The sequence below is a fragment of the Pseudomonas sp. S3_C06 genome, from assembly GCF_054667675.1.
On the sequence record NZ_CP162747.1, the window covers coordinates 5,440,499 to 5,458,962 of the forward strand.

The window sequence follows — 18,464 nt, forward strand, 5'->3', positions numbered from 1 at the left end:
CAGTCTGCCGGCTGAGGCGGAGCCTTGAAGGCTCTCTACCGGCAAAAAGTTTCTTGGATGTCTGTTGTGACTCATCGGTCACATTCTGGCCGACGTCCTGATTCAAGCAGGGGAGTCGGGATCGCGCAAGTGCCGTTGGTAAATTGTTCGACAACTTCTGCTGAGCGGTCGCCGGCTTAGAACAAATGGATCTCTTCGGTGCGCAAAGCGCGGTACTCGCCCGGTTTTAGCGCGTTATCGAGGTGTAGCAGGCCCATCGATTCGCGGTGTAGGCGCAGGACTTTGTTGTTGAAGAAACCAAACATGCGCTTCACCTGATGGTAACGCCCCTCGACGATGCTCAGCCGCGCCGAGCGTGGCCCGAGCAGCTCCAACTGCGCAGGCTGTGTGGTCAGGTCTTCGAAGGCGAAGTAGATGCCCTTGGCAAAAGTGGTCGCATATTCCGCGCCAATCTCTTGCTCGGTCTCGACGTAGTAGACCTTCGGCGATTTGGTCTGCGGCTGGGTCAGGCGGCGTGACCACGCGCCGTCGTTGGTGATCAACATCAGCCCGGTGGTGTTGAAGTCCAGGCGTCCGGCGATGTGCAGGTCGTCCTTGTCCGGTTCATCGATCAGGTCGAGCACGGTCGGATGCTGCGGATCACGGGTGGCGCTGACACAGCCCGGTGGCTTGTGCAGCATGAAGTAGCGCGCCGGTTTGCCGACTTGTAGCACTTCGTCATCGACTTCGACGCGGCTGAAATCGAGCACTTCACTGTGCGGGTCGCTGACGACTTTTCCGTCAATCCGCACGCGCTTTTCCACCAGCAACAGGCGAACCTGCTGACGGTTGTAGCGGGGCAGGTTGCTGAGGAAACGGTCGACGCGCATGTTCAGTGTTCGATGAATGAAGGGCCGCGCATCTTACGGGATCGGCCGCTTGGCCGCTTGCAGTTGCGCCTCGACCTGCGCGCAACGCGGGCACAGGCAGGATTGGTTACGCAGCGCTGGCGGCAGCGCTTCAAGCACGGCCGGATCGATGCTCACGCCATAGCACCAGCATTCGCGGTCGGCGGTGCGCGGGTCGGCCAGGCTGCAATCGTTGCGGGCGCCGCAGGCCGGGCAAAGGTCGGGTTTAACGTCGGAATCAGGCATAAGTCGAGTGAGGCATTTCCACGCAGGTGCGGTTGCGGCCGGTTTGTTTGGCTCGGTACATCGCATGATCGGCCCGCGACAGCAGGCTGTGCAAGGTGTCATCGCGTTGCAGGGTGGTGGCGCCGATGCTCACCGTCAGATGGAGGCGGTGGCCGTCGTAGGCATATTCGTGTTGTTCGACGTGTTGGCGGATCTTCTCGGCAATTTTCTGACCGGTGTCGCCGTCGGTGTCCTTCAGCAACACGATAAATTCCTCGCCGCCCCAGCGGCAGACAATGTCGGCGTGGCGCAGGCAGCTTTGCAGAACGCGGGCAAAACCGATCAACACCTGATCACCGGCCATGTGCCCGTAAGTGTCATTCAACACTTTGAAGTGATCGAGGTCGAGCAGCAACGCGGTCAGGGGTTTGGTCTCGCGCTGCGCTTCGTGCAGGGCTTGCGCGGCGAGAATGTCGAAGCCACGGCGATTGGGCAGTTCGGTGAGACTGTCGAGAATGGCCTGCGCCTGGATTTTGCTTTGGTAGCGTTTGATCACGCGGTTGAGCAGCGCCAGGACAATCAGCGTCACCAGCAGGCAGATCAGTAGGTTCAGGTACAGCGACTGACGGATTTCACTCAGGGCGCCGTCTTCGCGTTTATCGACAAACAGGTACCAGTTCAGCTCCGGGATAAACCGCACGTTGAGGAAATGCCCCTGACCGTGGGCGGAATATTCGTAGCTGCCGCTGTGCGGTTTCGGCAACTGGCTCACCAGACTTTTCATGCTCTCGAGTTCGCCGAGACTCTTGCCGATGTGCGCGCCTTCCGGACCGCCCTCGGCGCCGGTCAATACCAGTCGACCGAAGGTGTCGACGAAATACACGCTGCGTTGATAGCGCTGTTGATACTTGTCGATCAGCTTGATCACTGCGTCCACGGTCAGACCGACGCCTGCCGCACCGATGAAGCGGTTGTGGTAGTCGTACACCTTGTAGTTGATGAAGAAGGTCAGGTTGTCCTTGTTGGCCAGATCCGGGTCGACGTTGATCTCGTACGGATCCTTCATGTCGCGCACGCGGAAGTACCAGGCATCGCGCGCTTCATCGACCTTGACCTGCTTGAGCACGCCTTTGGCGTGGTAGTAGGTGTGCGTGCTGTTGGAGACGAAGAACGCGGTGTAGGCGCCGTAGTGGGTCATGACCTCGTCGAGGTAACGGGTCATCTGCTCGGGATTCTGCTCGCCGTTGACCACCCAGTCGCGCATGAAGGTGTCGCGGGACATCATCGAGGAAATCAGGATCGGCCTGACGAGGTCTTTCTGGATTTCCGAGTAGACCGTGTCTGAGGTCAGCGGCAGCTCGGTATTGACGATGTTGTCGCGGATCGACGCGCGGGAGGCGTAGTAGCTGAGCAACGACGTGGCGAGGAACCCGGCGCCGAGCAGGGCGATCAGCGTCAGGACCAGCGAGCGTTGCGAGTACAGGGGAGAACGAAGCGGCATGGCAGTTCCGTTGGCAGTGGCCCGATGGCATGCATTCTAGTGGGATGGCCGGGAAAACACTGCGGGATTTATGCCTGAAATGGCGGGGGATATGACGTTGAGGGTGTGTCTGGAGGATCGCTCCCTCACCCCAGCCCTCTCCCGTAGGGAGAGGGAGCTAGATTGTGGTGATTTCAAAAATTGTGTTCGGCTCGGTATCACCGAATGGCAACTATCTTAAAGACACCCCGGTCAGTTCTCTCTCCCTCAGGAGTGAGGGCTGAATTGTGGTGATTTCAAAACCTGAGTTCGACGGGTTATCACTGAATGGCAACCCCCTCACAGACACCCCGGTCAGTCCCCTCTCCCTCTGGGAGAGGGCTAGGGTGAGGGTTGGTTTCTGGATCAGTTCCGAGTCTCAAGATACGCCCGCCAGCCCCCCAAATGGCTGATGTCCAGCGCACCCTCAAGACCATACGGCTCACAAATAAACCCGCTTTCCCAACGCCCATCCGCCAGTTGCACCTTGCCCAATCCAAGCGGCGCCGGAATCCCGGTGAGGAACGAGCCCAACTCACTGCTCGGCAATTCCCACACCTCCACCGCAATCGCCACACCGCCATCCTTCACTCGCACCATCCCCGGCCGCAATGGCGGGCCGCCAGCCAACGCGTGCAGTTGATAATCCGGCGAACTCAACGTCGTTTCCAGCAAGCGCCCACCCCGCTGCGTCAGTTGCCAGTTCAACGCCAACCCTTGCAGATGCGCGCCACATACCACGATGCGGGCGCGATCGTTGCGCGCAACGTTCGCGGGCGTCGGCAGGGCCGGGTACTGCTGGCGCTGCAGCGCATCGGCCACGCTCAGCAGATATTGATCGGTAAACGCCCGGCCAAACAGCGTCACGCCCCACGGCAACCCATTGGCCATAAACCCGCTCGGCACGGCGACGGCGGCGTAGTCGAGCAGGTTCATGAAGTTGGTGTAGTAACCCAATTCGGAGTTGCGCAGCACCGGTTCGGCGTGCAGTTCGGCCAGCGTCACCGGGCGGCCGATGGTGGGTGTGAGCACGCAGTCGAGGCCTTCGAGGGCCTGATCGCACAGCGCTTTCAAAGCTTGCAGCCGATACTGCGCGCGGAAGGTCTGCACGCCCGTCACCGCCGGGGCCTTGGCCAGTACGGCGCGGATCACCGGTAAAACGGCCTCGGGATTTTTCTCCATCAACTCACCCGCCACGCTATAGCGCTCGGCAACCCACGGCCCTTCGTAAAGCAGGCGCGCGGCTTCAAGGAATGGCGACAGGTCCAGTTCGACTGCTTCGCCACCCAAGGCCTTGAGTTGATCGATGGCGTCGCCGAACAACAGCGGCCCTTCGACGCAACCGAAAAACTCAAGATCCTGCGCACGCGGCACACCGAAACGAAATGCGCGTGGCGCACCAAACGTCGAGCCGTCATTCCACGATGGATTGCGGCGGCTGTACTCATCGCGCGGATCAAATTTTGCCGTCAGCGCCAGCAACTGACTAGCCTCACGCGCAGTGGCGGTAAACGTGGTCACGCAATCCAGCGTGCGACACGCCGGCAGCACTCCAGCGGTGGAGATCAGCCCTTTGCTCGCTTTCAATCCAACCAGATTGTTCAGCGCCGCCGGCACCCGACCGGAGCCTGCGGTATCGGTGCCCAAAGCAAAACTCGCCACGCCCAACGCCACCGCCAGCGACGATCCGGCGCTGGAGCCACCGGACGGATACTCCGTCAGCACGCTGTTCGGGCACGCGCCATACGGCGAGCGGCTGCCGTTGAGTCCCGTGGCAAATTGATCGAGATTGGTCTTGCCCAGCGGAATCGCACCCAACGCAATCAACTGCTCGACGAGGGTCGCCGAGCGCTCCGGCACATAAGCAAAGTCCGGGCACGCGGCGGTGGTCGGTATGCCGGCCAGATCGATGTTGTCCTTGATCGCAAACGGCACGCCGTACAGCGGCAGGCTGTCGAGCTCGCGACCGTCGAGGGCGGCAAGGTAGGGCTCCAGTTCTGCGACGCTGAGCAGATGAATGAACAGGTGATAATCCGGGTTCAGCGCGGCGGCTTTCTCGCGCAGTTTCGGCAGCAGTTGACGTGGTGTGGTGTCGCCATTGCGATAGGCATTGCGAAGAACATCGAGTTGCAGATTCATGAGTAGATCCTTATCCAATTGGCTTCAGTCGAGTTCCAGCACCACGACCCGTTGTCCGGCACGCACCGCCGAACCGGGCTGCACACGGATCTCGCGCACCACCCCGGCCAGCGGCGCGAATACCGGGATTTCCATCTTCATCGACTCGAGAATCACCAGCACATCCCCCGCAGCAACACGGCTGCCGGCCTCTACCTGCACCTGCCAGAGATTGCCGGCAATGTGGCTGTCGACGCTGTGTTCACCCTCGGCCAATGGCGCGTCTTCGGCGGATGGCGCCACGGCTTCTTCGCTATCGAAATGCGCCTGACCGCTGGCGATCCAGCGTTCGCGCTCGGCATTGAATGCGCCTTGTTGCTGAGCACGAAACGCGCTGATGCTCTCGGCTTCACGATTGAGAAACGCCTGATACTCGGCGAGGTTGAGTTGGCTGTGTTCGATGTTCAGATCGAAGCGGCCCAGCGGAAAATCGCGGCGGATGCGCAGCAGTTCTTCGGCGCTGACCGGATAGAAGCGAATCTGATCGAAGAAGCGCAGCAGCCACGGTTTGCCGTCGAACGCGGCGACTTCGCGATAGCGGTTCCACATCTGCAAGGTGCGCCCGACAAACTGATAACCGCCCGGGCCTTCCATACCGTAAACGCACATGTAGGCGCCGCCGATGCCTACCGAGTTTTCGGCGGTCCAGGTGCGTGCCGGGTTGTATTTGGTAGTCACCAAACGATGGCGCGGGTCGAGCGGTGTGGCCACCGGCGCACCGAGATAGACATCGCCGAGCCCCATCACCAGATAGCTTGCATCGAATACCGTGCGCTGCACTTCGTCGAGGTTCGGCAGGTCGTTGATACGGCGGATGAACTCCAGATTGCTCGGGCACCACGGCGCGTCCTTGCGCACGGTGGTCATGTATTTCTCGATGGCCAACTGGCAGGCCGGGTCGTCCCAGGACAGCGGCAAATGGACGATGCGTGACGGTACTTGCAGGTCGTTGGCGGCGCACACCGCGTCCCATTCGCCGGCGACGATGCCGAGCAGATCGGCGAGTGGCAGCTGCTCGGGCTGGTAGTGGATTTGCAGTGAACGGATGCCGGGGGTGAGGTCGATCACGCCGTGCAAGGATTTGTGTTCCAGCGCTTGCATGAGGGCGTGGGCGCGGAAGCGCAGGACGAGATTGAGTTCAGGCTCGCCGATTTCCAACAGTAAATGAGTATCGCCAGAAACCCGCGCAACAAGCCGCACATCCCCCTGACCCAACTCCAACACCACAGGTGACAAAAGCCCCTGTAGGAGTGAGCCTGCTCGCGATGAGGCCAGTTCAGGCACCGCATCAACTTCATCGCGAGCAGGCTCACTCCTACATTGATCCCATTTCAGGGCGAGATCGCGGGCGGTTTCGAGATTGACCGGGATGAACTGGATTTTATCGCCAGCCTTGAGCTGCCCTAGTTGCCACAGATCTGCTTCGATCACAGTCACCGGGCAAACAAAACCGCCCAGGCTCGGACCATCCGGGCCGAGAATCACCGGCATGTCGCCGGTGAAATCCACCGCGCCGATGGCATACGGATTGTCGTGAATATTCGATGGATGCAACCCGGCTTCACCACCGTCCGCGCGCACCCATTCCGGCTTCGGCCCGATCAGGCGAACACCGGTGCGACTGGAGTTGAAATGCACTTCCCACTGAGTTTCAAAAAAAGTGCCGATGTAATTTTCGGTGAAATATTCCGGCGCAGCGTGCGGGCCGTAAATCACCCGAATCTGCCGCACCGCCGGCAACTCGCAAATGTGCTGGAGTGCCAGTTGTTGACCGCTGCTACGGTCAGTCAGCGCAGGGATATGCAACACATCCCCGGCACGCAACGCCCGCCCGCCATGCCCACCAAACTGGCCAAGGGTGAAGGTGCTTTTACTGCCCAGATAATCCGGCACCTGCAAACCACCGCGCAGGCACAGATAACTGCGTGCCCCGGCGCCGCTGATGCTGCCCAGATGCAACGTCGCGCCCGCCGGGATCAGCAGGGCGGTGTTCATCGGCACGCTTTCGCCCTCAAGTGTCAAGGCAATCGGCGCGCCGGTCACCGCGATCACCGCTGCACAGTTGAAGCGCAGCAACGGCCCGCTCATGGTGATTTCCAGCGCCGCCGCGCCTTCAGCATTGCCGAGCAAGCGATTGCCCAGACGCAATGCGCGGCTGTCCATCGGCCCCGACGGTGGCACACCAACGGCCCAATAACCGAGGCGGCCGGGATAGTCCTGCACGCTGGTTTGTGTGCCGGCGCTGAGCACTTCGAAAGTGTTGGCGCGATAAACCAGACCTTCCAGACAACGGGTCCACGGCTCACCGCTGGCGAACGGAGTGTCGAGGAGAATCTGCCGCAGGTAATCGCGGTTGGTTTCCACGCCGTACAACAGACTGCCGCCTAACGCTTGATGCAACTCGGCGCGCGCCTGTTCACGGGTCGGCGCCCAGGTGATGAGCTTGGCGATCATCGGATCGAAATACGGCGGAATCTCGCAGCCGGCCTCGACCCAGGTATCGATGCGCAACTGAATACCGTTGGCCAGGGGGAATTCCACCGCCGTCAGCAGACCTGGGCTCGGCTGGAAGTCGCGCCCCGGATCCTCCGCGTACAGCCGCGCCTGAATCGCATGGCCTTCAGGTTTCAGCTGGCGATACAACTCGCTCAGCGGCGGCAGATCACCGGCGGCCAGCTCAACCATCCAGCGCACCAGATCCACCCCCCAGACCTGTTCGGTCACACCATGCTCCACCTGCAGCCTGGTGTTCACTTCGAGAAAATAGAAGCGCTGCGCCTCGCTGTCGAAAACGAATTCCACCGTGCCGGCGCTGCGATAACTCACGGCTTTCGCCAGTTTGATCGCCGCCGCGCACAGCTCATCAGCCATGCCGCCCGGCAGGTTCGGCGCCGGGGTTTCTTCGAGGACTTTCTGATTGCGCCGCTGCACCGAGCAGTCGCGCACGCCGAGGGCGATGACCTCACCGCGACCGTCGCCGAACACCTGCACTTCCAGATGCCGGGCGCGCTGGATGTATTTTTCGATGAACACCCCGGCGTCGCTGAAGTTGTTCTGACCGAGACGTTTTACCGCGTCGAACGATTCGCTCAATTCGCTGGCGCTGCGACACACGCGCATGCCGATGCCGCCACCGCCAGCGGTGCTTTTCAGCATCACCGGGTAGCCGACCTGTTCGCCTGCGATCAGTGCGGCGTCGAGGCTGTCGAGCAGTTCGGTGCCTTCGAGCATGGGCACGCCGTGCTGTTTGGCCAGCGCGCGGGCGGTGTGCTTGAGGCCGAACACGCGAAGTTGCTCCGGCGTCGGGCCGATGAAGGCGATGTTCTGCGCTTCACAGGCTTCGGCGAACGCAGCGTTTTCCGAGAGAAATCCGTAGCCGGGATGGATCGCCGTGGCGCCGCTTTGTTTGGCAATGGCGAGGATCTTTTCGACGGCCAGATAAGTGCCGGCAGCAGCGCCTTCACCGAGGCTGTGCGCTTCATCGGCGTGCAGGATGTGCAGGCTGGCGGCGTCGGCTTCGGAATACACCGCCACACCTTTGACCTGCAGTGCAGCGAGGGTGCGCAGGATGCGGCAGGCGATGGCGCCACGGTTGGCGATGAGGACTTTTTCGAACATGGCATAACCCCTGAAGGGGAAGCGGGCCGTCCCGCCGTTTTTCGACAGACATCCGGGCCGTCCCGGATGAAAAAAACACTTCAGAACACCACCGATCCCCTGTAGGAGTGAGCCTGCTCGCGATAGCGTCGGATCAGTCAAAACTCATGTACCTGACACACCGCTATCGCGAGCAGGCTCACTCCTACAGTTTGATCTGTGGTGGTTTCACTTTTTCAGGCATTGCCCGGAACGGGCCTGGCACAGGGCAAACAACCAACGGCGCAACCGGCTGATTTTCAGTTCCATACCAGCAGCTCCGCAGGTGTCGGGTTGTAGGCATTACAAGGGTTGTTCAACTGCGGGCAGTTGGAAATCAACACGATCACATCCATCTCCGCGCGCAAATCGACGTACTTGCCCGGCGCCGAAATCCCGTCCTCGAAGGTCAGCCCGCCATCCGCCGTTACCGGCACATTCATGAAGAAATTGATGTTCGGCCCAATGTCACCTTTACCGAGGCGCCCGTCATGCACACAGGCGCGCAGGTAGTTGTCGCGGCAGCTGTGCATGTAGCGCTTTTCCAAGGCGTATCGCACGGTGTTGCTCTCTTGTGCGCACGCGCCGCCGAGGGTGTCGTGGCGCCCGCAGGTGTCGGCGACGATGGTCAGCATCGGCTGGCCGAGGTTGGAATACAGCACGCTGCCGGTGTTCAGGTAGACGCTGTTCTGCCGTCGCAAGGTGCGCTGCACGTCGTAGCGTTCCTTGGGATTGGCGAGGCTGTAGAACAACGTATCGACGGCCTGATTGCCTTCCAGGTCGAGGATGCGAAGGGTCTGGCCAGCCTTGACCTCCATCAGCCAGGGTTCACCGGCCGGGATCGTGGCGCGGTACACCGCTGTGTCGGGTTGGTTTTGCGAAGTGGCGATAGCAACTGACATGGCAGCGATCCTCAGGCGAACAAACGGTCGGTGTTGATAAAGCCGCGCTCATTTTCCGGGCGCGAGGTGCGGCAGTGTTCGGCGACGCTGGCGTCGGCGTTCATCCAGCTCAGCTTCAGCGGTTTTGGCGCGTATTCCGGTGCCGGATCCATCGGGTGTTGCAGCGCGGTGAGCACCACCAGCGTGTCCATCGGTGCGTACAGTTCGATGTAATCGCCAGCCTTGGAATTGCCCTCGATGAAATGGAAGCGCCCGGCCTCATCGACGTTCACGCGGCTGAACAGATTGAGCGTCATCAGCAGATCGGACAGGCCCAGCCCCCACTTGCCGAGCTCCACCAGCAGGTTGTCGGTGCCGTTGCGGAAGAAGCCGTTGCGCAGTTCCTGATAGCGGCCCTGACCGTACTTCTGCGCGACTTCTTCGGCGCAGAGCACGCCGCCGAGGCTGTCGCTCCAGCCGCAGGTGTCGGCGGTGATTGCGGCGAGTACGCGGCCCATGTCCGAGTACAGGCAGTGGCCGCTGGTGAGCTTGGCGGTATGTTGGCATTTGAGGCTGTCGGGCAGGTTCAGCCGTTCGGTTTTTTCATTGGCGTTGAGCAGGGTCAGGCTGACGTTGGCGCCGCCGCGCAGATCGGTCAGGCGCAGCAATTGGCCGCGCTTCAGCACGAACGAACGGTGGCCGCCGCCGGGGAGCATTTCTTCGGCGAACGGTGGAAATAGTTGGGTCGAATCGGTCATCGGTTTATTCATCGGAGCAGTCCTCTCAAGCGGTGCGAAGGGCGCCTGCCAGTGGCAACGGCAGGGCGTCGACGGCGGCGCGTTGGGCGCGGCGGTCGCTGTTCAAAGGGATGTCGTAGGTGATGCGCGCGCCATAGGCGCCGGGGGCGTGCGGGTCGAGGCGAACCTTGTCGAACACCAGCAGACGCGTGCCGAGGCTGAAGCCTTCGGACAGATCATGGGTGACCATGAACACCGTCAGTTTCGTCTCGCGCCACAACTCCAGCAGCAACGCGTGCATGTCTTTGCGGATGCCCGGATCGAGCGCGCCGAACGGTTCGTCGAGTAGCAACACGCGCGGTTTCATGATCAGCGCCTGGGCAATCGCCAAGCGTTGCTGCATGCCGCCGGACAACTGCGCCGGGTACTTGTCCAGCGCATGGCCGAGGCCGACTTTGTCCAGCAATGCCGCAGCCTGTTCGCGCGCGTCACGTTTGCCGCTGCCGAACAACCGCCCCAGTAACGGCGCACGCGGCAGTTCAAGGCCGAGGGCGACGTTGTCGAGCACGCTTAAATGCGGGAACACCGAGTAGCGCTGAAACACCACGCCACGACTGGCATCCGGTTCGCTGGCCAGCGCTTGACCGTCGAGCAGAATCTCGCCGCGACTCGCCGTTTCCTGACCGAGCAGCAGGCGCAGGAAGGTCGATTTGCCGCAACCGGACGCGCCGACCAAAGTGCAGAATTCACCCTCGTTGACGCTCAGGTTCAAGCCTTCCAGCACCACCTGATCGGCGTATTGCTGCCAGACGTTTTTTACCGTGATGAAGCTCATTTGGCCGCCCCCCTCATACCAAGGGAATGCGCGACGAGTCAGATGTTTCAGGCCCCAATCCATCAGCCAAGCGAGGAGGGTGATCCACACCACGTACGGCAGGATCACGTCCATCGCCAGATAACGTCGCACCAGAAAAATCCGGTAGCCGAGACCGTCGGTGGAGGCGATCGCTTCAGCGGCAATCAGGAACAACCACGCCGACCCCAGCATCAGTCGCAACGAGATCAACAAACGCGGCAGCAGTTGCGGCAGCACCACGCGCAGCATCAGCGTCCAGGTCGAGGCGCCGAGGGTCTGCGCCTTGATCAGCAGTTCGACGGGGATTTCCCGCGCGCGCTGTTCCAGATCGCGAGCGAGGGCAGGGGTGATGCCGATCACGATCAGCATGACTTTCGACAACTCGCCCAAACCGAAAACGATGAACAGAATCGGCAGGATCGCCAAGGGCGGCACCATCGACAGCACCGTCAACAGTGGCGACAAAGGTGCACCGAACAGCGGCAGCGTGCCGGCGGCGATGCCCAGGCACAGCCCGGCCAGCGCAGCAATACCGAGGCCGATGGCCAGGCGTCGCAGACTCGACGCGGTGTCTTGCCATAACAGGTAGTCACCGGTGCGGCTGTCGGCATTGAAGGCCAGACGTTTCACCGCGTCGGTCATCTGCACGGCGCTGGGCAGCAGTTTGTCGTTGGGGTTGTCCGCCAGGCGCTCGGCCGAGCCCATGAAGTAGGCGAACAGCAGCAGGGCGAACGGCAGGATCACCAGCAACAGGCGACTGGGGCGATCCGGGTGGCGATTGATCAGGCGCATGGCCAAATCCTCCGTGGCTTACAGCTTGGCGTCGGCGGCCATCTGCACGTAGGTCGGATCGAAACGCAGCTTGAGGTTGCCGGTATCACCACTGGTCACGCCGTTGGCGAACGCCATGCCGACCGCGCTGGTGTCTTTCGCGCCTTCGCCGAGCAAGCCATGCTGAAACGAAAACTCGGCGACCTTGCGCATGGTTTCCGGCAGTTGTTTGCTGGTGGCGAAACTCAGCGCTTCGCTCGGTGTGGCGAACAGTTTGGTGGTGTCGAGTTGCGCCTGGAATCCGGCCAGATCAGTGCCCGAGGCCTTGGCCATGTGTTCCAGTGCGGCTTTGCTTGCAGCGTTCTTGGCGTTCATCAGCTCGACCACTTCGAACCACGCCCCGGTCAGCGCTTTGCCCAGCGCCGGGTTGTCTTTGAGGGTGGCGCTGTTGACCACCATCATGTCCATGATTTCGCCGGGGATCTGGCTGGAGTTGAACACTTCGGTCACGCCCGGTCTGGCCTTGATGTCCGAGAGCATCGGGTTCCAGGTGGTCACGGCGTTGACCTGCTCGGTGTTGAAGGCGGCAGAGATATCGGCGTCGGAAGTGTTGACCACTTTCAGGTCTTTCTCGGTCAGGTCGACCGAATCCAGCGCGCGGGCCAGCAGGTAGTGCGAAACCGACAGCTCGACCAGATTGACGTCCATGCCCTTGAGGTCGGCGACTTTCTTGCCGTCGCCCTTGAGGACGATGCCGTCGTTGCCGTTGGAGAAGTCGCTGACGATCAGCGCGGTGCTGTCGACGCCGCCGGCGGCTGGAATGGTCAGTGCGTCCATGTTGGTCATGGTGCAGCCGTCGAACTGGCCGGCGGTGTACTGGTTGATCGATTCGACATAGTCATTGAGCTGTACGACGTCGATCTTGATGCCGTACTTCTTCGCCCATTTGTCGACAATGCCCTGGCTGCCGGCGTATTCCCATGGCATCCAGCCGGCATAAATCGTCCAGCACACGCTGAAGTGATCTTTCTGGGCGGCGGGGGCTTGGCTGCTGATGAGCGCGGCGAACGCGGCGGCGAGCAGGGCGGGCAAACGTAGTCGGGTCATGGTGGGTTCTCCAGTTGATCAAGGGCGGACAGGAAGGCAACGCGGCACCGCGAACGGTGGCTTGTCTCCCGGGCTTTTGTCCCGCCGTGTAACCTCAACTGGAGGTCGCCAACTCTCGGACCAGCCACTCGCGATTGCGAGCCGGAACCCTAGTCAGCCATTGCAAATTGTGGTGCCGCGAACCTGTGATGACTCCTGCACGGGTTTGCTAAAGCGAGACGCGTGCCAAGTCGCGCCAGGCGCTCTGGCACGGGCGCGCGGGTTGCTTAGGGTTGGCGGCGCGGGCGCTGAGGCGCTTTGTGTTGGTGCGCGGCTGCACCGTGATGCAGCGTGTTTGCCGCTGATCCGATGGTTTGCGCCGTTGGCATCGAGGCGGTTACGGACGGGGTTATCACGGCGGCGGATATCACCATGGGCACCACTAATCAGCGGCTGAATGATGGCGTTTTTGCGGATGAACAAGGTTTCATAGAGCACTTGTTTCAACTTGTTGCAGGGACGCACCAGATGCCGAAAACGCTGTCTGATTTTTCGACAGTCAGCGATTAAATGACTGTCGCCTGCCAGCGTCGCTGGTATGGCCAACCCGCGGTCCAGGAGGCCGCCATGTATAGACGAATTCTTCTGCTTGCTGCGTTGATGTTTTCCGTTACCGGTTGCGTCCCGTACTCCTACGCTGACTCGTATTACAGCTCAGAGGTCTACACATCACCCGCACCGGCCTACTACAACACAGGCGGCACGTATTACAACGGTGGCAGCAGGTATTACGCGCAACCACGCTATTACCAGCCAGCACCGCGGTACTACCAGCAACCGCGCTATTACCAATCGGCGCCGCGTTACTATCAACCGGCCCCGCGTCACTACGAAAGCCGTCGCTGGCACGGCAATGATCGAGGACGCTGGGATGGCCACCGTCGCGGCGGTTGGGATAACGATTACCGCGGTCGTGGCAACTACGACCGACACAGCGGACGTGGCGACCACAACGGGCGTGGCAACCGCTGGTAATCACCCGCCAACAGAAAGCGGCGCATAAAGCGCCGCTTTTTTTGTGCCCGGATTTTAATACTGCGTCAAATCCGCCAACGGATGCCGCCCCTCCCAAACCTTGTGAAAGTGCGCATCCACCACTGCATCCGGCACAGTGTTGATGTCCGGCCAATGCCAGTGCGGCTTCTGATCCTTGTCGATCAACCGTGCGCGAACCCCTTCGCTGAACTCCGGATGCCGGCAGCAATTGAGGCTCAGGGTGTATTCCATCTGAAAGACTTCGGCCAGTGACATGTGGCGAGCACGGATGATCTGCTCCCAGACCAGATGCGCGGTCAGCGGCGAGCCTTCGCTCATGGTTTTCGCCGCCCGCGCGATCAACGGATCGCTGCTGTCGCGTTGCAGGCTGATGGCTTTCCACGCACAGGTCACGTCGCTCACGTCGAGCAACTCATCGATCTGCTGACGCCGTGGCAGCCACTGCGCCTCGGGCAGCTGCGCCACGGCTTCCTGTTGCAGGGCCTTGAGCAGGCTGTTGAGCTGCATGTCTGTCTGTTCCTGCCAGTTCAGTTGCAGTAGGCCTTCGATCAGGTCTGGCTGCTGTTCGTCGAGCAGGAAGCGGTCGGCCAGATCCAGATCAATTGCATCCCGACCGTTCATGTGCGCGCCGGTCAGGCCCAGAAATAAACCGAGCTTGCCCGGCAGCCGGGCGAGAAACCAACTGGCGCCGACGTCCGGATACAAACCAATGCTGATTTCCGGCATCGCCAGACGGCTGCTCGGCGTAACAATCCGCGTACTGGCGCCTTGCAACAGGCCCATGCCACCACCGAGCACGTAACCATGGCCCCAGCAGATCAGCGGTTTCGGATAGGTGTGCAGGCTGTAATCCAGACGATATTCCGCGCTGAAAAACTGCGCGGCCAGCGGTGGTACTTCGCCGGGGTGAGCGCGACAGGCTTCCACCAGGCTGCGCACCTCGCCGCCAGCGCAGAACGCTTTGGCGCCATTTCCGCGCAGCAGCACGCAGACGATTTGCGCATCCTTGGCCCAGGCGTTCAGTTTGTCGCTGAGGGCGTTGATCATCGGCAGGGACAGCGCGTTCAGCGACTTTTCAGCATCCAGGCTGGCGATACCGATGCGGGCGCCGTCGGTGCCGGTGAGTTCTTCGAAGTGCAGATTCATCGTGACCTCGATCGGGAATTTGAACGATCAGTATGATCGTTGTGTGGGAAAGTGCCGGATCTGCGTCAGATCAATTGACAAGCGTGGCCGGCTTTCCTAGGGTTCGCCCCATTGTTTTTGCCGGGTATGACCATGACTGCTGACGACCGTATCAAACTCGAACCGAGCTGGAAGGAGGCACTGCGTGCTGAGTTCGACCAGCCTTACATGGCAGAGTTGCGCCAGTTTCTGCAGCAGGAGCGGGCGGCCGGCAAGGAAATCTATCCGCCGGGACCGATGATTTTCAACGCACTGAATTCGACGCCGCTGGATAAGGTGAAGGTGGTGATCCTCGGCCAGGACCCGTATCACGGCCCGGGCCAGGCCCATGGTTTGTGCTTTTCGGTGCAGCCGGGCGTGCCGGCGCCGCCGTCGCTGGTCAACATCTACAAAGAGTTGAAACGCGACCTGAACATCGACATTCCCAATCACGGTTACTTGCAAAGCTGGGCCGATCAGGGCGTGCTGATGATCAACACGACCATGACCGTCGAGCGCGCCAACGCCAATGCGCACAAGGACAAGGGCTGGCAGTTTTTCACCGACCGGATCATTGAACTGGTCAGCGAACGGCAGCCGCACCTGGTGTTCATGCTCTGGGGCGCCCATGCGCAGAGCAAGCAGAAGCTGATCGACGCGACCAAGCATCTGGTGCTGACGTCGGTGCATCCGTCGCCGCTGTCGGCGTATCGCGGGTTTTTGGGTTGTGGGCATTTCAGCCGGACCAACAAGTTTCTCGAGCAGAATGGCGAGACGCCGATCGAGTGGCGTTTGCCGCCGATTTGATGCGCTGACTGAGCCGGCCCCTTCGCGAGCAGGCTCGCTCCCACATTGGTTTTGCGGCGTTCACATGACCATTGTGGGAGCGAGCTTGCTCGCGAAGAAGGCAACTCGGTCTTGCAGACTTACTCGGGATTACGGTTCCAGTACTTGAACAACGGCTCAGCCAGAAACAGCACAAACAAAAGCCGCATCACCTGCATCGCTGTCACCAGCGGTACTGACAGTTGCAGCGTCTCCGCCGTCAGACTCATTTCGGCGATCCCGCCGGGCATCATGCCCAGTGTCAGCGAACGCAGATCCAGATGGGTCAGCGCGCTCAACCCCAATGCCGCCAGTGTCGCGATCAACATGGTCAGCGCCGTGCCGATCAACGTCCGCCCCATGAATGAAGGCGCGCGGCGGAAGAACTGCCGGTTGAAATGGCACCCCAAACCGCTGCCAATCAACCACTGGCCAATCTGACTGCCGCCATTGGGCAAGCCAATGTGCAAATCCCAGCCAATGCTCACCGCCGCACTCACCAGCAACGGCCCGAACAGCCACGGATTGGGTTGGCGCAAACGCTGCCAGAGCCACGCGAGCAAACCGCCCGCCGGAAACAGAATCGCCAGCCAGCGCCAATCGACGCTGCCAGCGTGGGAAATCGGTGTGCCATCACCCAGCAGATACTTGAACGCCGCCGGCACACACAGCACCACCACCAACACCCGCAAGCTCTGTCCCGCCGCGACGTGGCTGAGCATCGCGCCGTTACGCGCGCCAAGGTTGACCATCTCCCCGGAACCGCCGGGCATGCTGGAGAAAAACGCTGTCGCGCGATCTTCACCGGTACGGCGCATCAACCATACGCCGACCACCGCCGAGACACTGGTGACCAGCGCCCCAAAGAAGATCAAACCGAAATGACTGAGCACCTGCTCCATCACTACCGGGGTGAAGTGCAGGCCGATGCCGATGCCGACGATCCACTGGCCGCACTTGCGGCCGCCAGGGATTTCCGTGAGTTGCCACGGGGTCAGGCAGCGCACGAGGATGATCGCCAGCAACGAGCCGACCATCCACGGCAGTGGCCAGCCGATCTGGCTGGCGAGGTAACCGCCCAGCAGACCGACCAGCGGGGTTCCCCACCAGGATTTCAGTGAGGCGCGATCAAACATCGGCAATGGCGCGACGCGCGACCGAACGTTTGCGCCAGATGCGCAGCAGCGGCATCAGCAGCATGATCGCGGTCAGCACCCAGACACCGAAGGTGATCGGGCTCGACCAGAGGATTTCCAGTGCACCGTTGGAAATCGACAGCGCCCGACGCAGGTTCTGCTCCATCAGACCACCGAGGATGAAGCCCAGCAGCACCGGCGACAACGGGAAGTCGAGCTTGCGCAGGATGTAACCGAAGATGCCGATGCCGACCATCAGGAACAGGTCGAACGTGGTGGCGTGCACCGCGTAGACGCCGATCCCGGTGATGATCGCGATTACCGGCACCAGTGCCCAGTTTGGCACTGCGAGGATGCGGGTGAAGATGCGGATCATCGGGATGTTGAGGATCACCAGCATGATGTTGGCGATGAACAACGAGGCGATCAGCCCCCAGACGATGTCCGGTTGTTGCTGAAACAGCAGCGGGCCCGGGGTGATGTTGTACAGCGACAGGGCGCCGATCATCACCGCCGTGGTACCCGAACCTGGAACGCCCAGCGTCAGCATTGGCACCAGTGCGCCACAGGCCGAAGCACCGATGGCGGTTTCCGGCGCGGCGAGGCCACGGGCATCACCCTGACCGAATTTGCCGCTGGCACCGGCGATGCGTTTTTCGGTCATGTAAGCCACGGCGCTGGCCAGCGTCGCGCCGGCACCCGGCAACACGCCCATGATGAAACCGAGCAGACCGCAACGGATGTTCACCACGAACACCGACGAGGCTTCCTTGAAGTTGAACATCATCCGCCCGGTCGCTTTCACCGCTTCCTGGCCGCGATGGGTTTTCTCCAGCAGCAACAGAATTTCACTGACAGAGAACAGGCCCAACACCAGCACGACGAATTGAATGCCGTCGGTCAGGTGAATGTTGTCGCCGGTGAAACGGTACACGCCGCTGTTGGCGTCGATGCCGACGCTCGACAGGAACAGGCCGATCAATGCCGCGATAAAGGTTTTCAACGGTCGATCCCCGGCCATGCCGCCGAGACAGACAATCGCAAACACCATCAGCACGAAATATTCCGCAGGCCCGAAGGCTATCGCCCATTTCGCCAGCAACGGCGCGAACAGGACCATGCCGCAGGTGGCGATAAACGCGCCGATAAACGAACTCCACGCCGACAGCGACAGCGCCACACCGGCCAGACCTTTACGGGCCATCGGGTAACCGTCGAGGGTGGTCATCACGGTCGATGCTTCGCCGGGAATGTTCAGCAGGATCGAGCTGATCCGGCCACCGTATTCGCAGCCCAGATACACTGCTGCCAGCAGGATCAGCGCCGACTCCGGCGGCAGGCCGAGGGCGAAAGCGATCGGGATCAGCAAGGCCACGCCGTTGATCGGGCCGAGGCCCGGAAGCAGGCCGACGACGGTGCCGATCAGCGTGCCGGTCAGGGCCGTGACCAGGTTGTACGGGCTCAGCGCGACGCCGAAGCCTTGACCCAAATAACCGAGGGTATCCAT

15 protein-coding genes, 1 pseudogene and 1 riboswitch are annotated in these 18,464 nt (G+C 61.3%); of the genes and pseudogenes, 3 read left to right on the top strand and 13 right to left on the bottom strand.

Translation table 11 applies throughout. From position 1 onward, the window contains the following. Positions 1-176 precede the first annotated feature (176 nt). The 10 genes and pseudogenes from AB4N44_RS24225 to AB4N44_RS24270 all read right to left on the bottom strand — a co-directional run bounded on the left by AB4N44_RS24225 (position 177) and on the right by AB4N44_RS24270 (position 12,797). On the bottom strand, positions 177-869 hold the full coding sequence (locus AB4N44_RS24225; RefSeq protein WP_460107159.1) for a pseudouridine synthase: 693 nt from the start codon (positions 867-869) through the stop codon (positions 177-179). Between the two features lie 33 nt (positions 870-902). Further along, entirely contained in the window at positions 903-1,133 is a 231-nt protein-coding gene (locus AB4N44_RS24230) for a cysteine-rich CWC family protein (protein WP_127926178.1), read from the bottom strand. Next, on the bottom strand, positions 1,126-2,613 hold the full coding sequence (locus AB4N44_RS24235; protein WP_460107157.1) for a sensor domain-containing diguanylate cyclase: 1,488 nt from the start codon (positions 2,611-2,613) through the stop codon (positions 1,126-1,128). Before AB4N44_RS24235 ends, AB4N44_RS24230 begins: the two co-directional genes overlap by 8 nt. 384 nt (positions 2,614-2,997) lie before the next feature. Then, positions 2,998-4,770 (bottom strand): allophanate hydrolase, encoded by a 1,773-nt coding sequence (gene atzF, locus AB4N44_RS24240; RefSeq protein WP_460107155.1) that lies wholly within the window; start codon positions 4,768-4,770, stop codon positions 2,998-3,000. A gap of 24 nt (positions 4,771-4,794) precedes the next feature. Next, positions 4,795-8,427 carry an urea carboxylase gene (uca, locus tag AB4N44_RS24245; RefSeq protein WP_460107154.1) on the bottom strand — a complete coding sequence of 1,211 codons (3,633 nt, stop codon included), beginning with the start codon at positions 8,425-8,427 and terminating at the stop codon, positions 4,795-4,797. Positions 8,428-8,705: 278 nt separating this feature from the next. Continuing rightward, positions 8,706-9,347 (bottom strand): urea amidolyase associated protein UAAP2, encoded by a 642-nt coding sequence (locus tag AB4N44_RS24250; protein ID WP_460107152.1) that lies wholly within the window; start codon positions 9,345-9,347, stop codon positions 8,706-8,708. 11 nt (positions 9,348-9,358) lie between these two features. Then, positions 9,359-10,084, bottom strand: coding sequence for an urea amidolyase associated protein UAAP1 (locus tag AB4N44_RS24255; RefSeq protein ID WP_316918368.1), 726 nt, complete (start codon positions 10,082-10,084; stop codon positions 9,359-9,361). Positions 10,085-10,109: 25 nt separating this feature from the next. Then, positions 10,110-10,898: an ABC transporter ATP-binding protein gene (locus AB4N44_RS24260; RefSeq protein ID WP_460107150.1), complete on the bottom strand. Its 789-nt coding sequence runs from the start codon at positions 10,896-10,898 to the stop codon at positions 10,110-10,112. A gap of 9 nt (positions 10,899-10,907) precedes the next feature. Next, positions 10,908-11,711, bottom strand: a pseudogene (locus AB4N44_RS24265) (ABC transporter permease); the annotation flags it as partial. 18 nt (positions 11,712-11,729) lie between these two features. Beyond that, a complete protein-coding gene (locus tag AB4N44_RS24270) occupies positions 11,730-12,797 on the bottom strand; it encodes a putative urea ABC transporter substrate-binding protein (RefSeq protein WP_460107148.1) in 1,068 nt (355 codons plus the stop codon). Between the two features lie 63 nt (positions 12,798-12,860). Further along, positions 12,861-12,961, bottom strand: a riboswitch (guanidine-I (ykkC/yxkD leader). 166 nt (positions 12,962-13,127) lie between these two features. Here AB4N44_RS24270 and AB4N44_RS24275 point away from each other — a divergent pair. Beyond that, positions 13,128-13,346, top strand: a complete 219-nt coding sequence (locus tag AB4N44_RS24275; RefSeq protein ID WP_127926186.1) for a hypothetical protein — start codon at positions 13,128-13,130, stop codon at positions 13,344-13,346. 57 nt (positions 13,347-13,403) lie between these two features. Continuing rightward, the gene (locus AB4N44_RS24280; protein WP_460107145.1) at positions 13,404-13,811 is read left to right on the top strand and encodes a hypothetical protein; all 408 of its coding nucleotides are present in this window, start codon (positions 13,404-13,406) and stop codon (positions 13,809-13,811) included. A gap of 54 nt (positions 13,812-13,865) precedes the next feature. Here AB4N44_RS24280 and AB4N44_RS24285 read toward each other — a convergent pair whose 3' ends face one another. After that, positions 13,866-14,978, bottom strand: coding sequence for an enoyl-CoA hydratase/isomerase family protein (locus AB4N44_RS24285; protein WP_460107144.1), 1,113 nt, complete (start codon positions 14,976-14,978; stop codon positions 13,866-13,868). 132 nt (positions 14,979-15,110) lie between these two features. On the opposite strand from AB4N44_RS24285, the gene ung reads away from it, so the two are divergent. Continuing rightward, positions 15,111-15,803 (top strand): uracil-DNA glycosylase, encoded by a 693-nt coding sequence (gene ung / locus AB4N44_RS24290; protein ID WP_007911441.1) that lies wholly within the window; start codon positions 15,111-15,113, stop codon positions 15,801-15,803. Positions 15,804-15,922: 119 nt separating this feature from the next. On the opposite strand, the gene AB4N44_RS24295 is transcribed toward ung, so the two are convergent. Both AB4N44_RS24295 and AB4N44_RS24300 read right to left on the bottom strand, forming a co-directional pair. Further along, entirely contained in the window at positions 15,923-16,957 is a 1,035-nt protein-coding gene (locus AB4N44_RS24295; protein WP_038358335.1) for an AbrB family transcriptional regulator, read from the bottom strand. Beyond that, positions 16,950-18,464 carry a tripartite tricarboxylate transporter permease gene (locus AB4N44_RS24300; protein WP_007911435.1) on the bottom strand — a complete coding sequence of 505 codons (1,515 nt, stop codon included), beginning with the start codon at positions 18,462-18,464 and terminating at the stop codon, positions 16,950-16,952. The genes AB4N44_RS24295 and AB4N44_RS24300 overlap by 8 nt, the downstream gene beginning before the upstream one ends.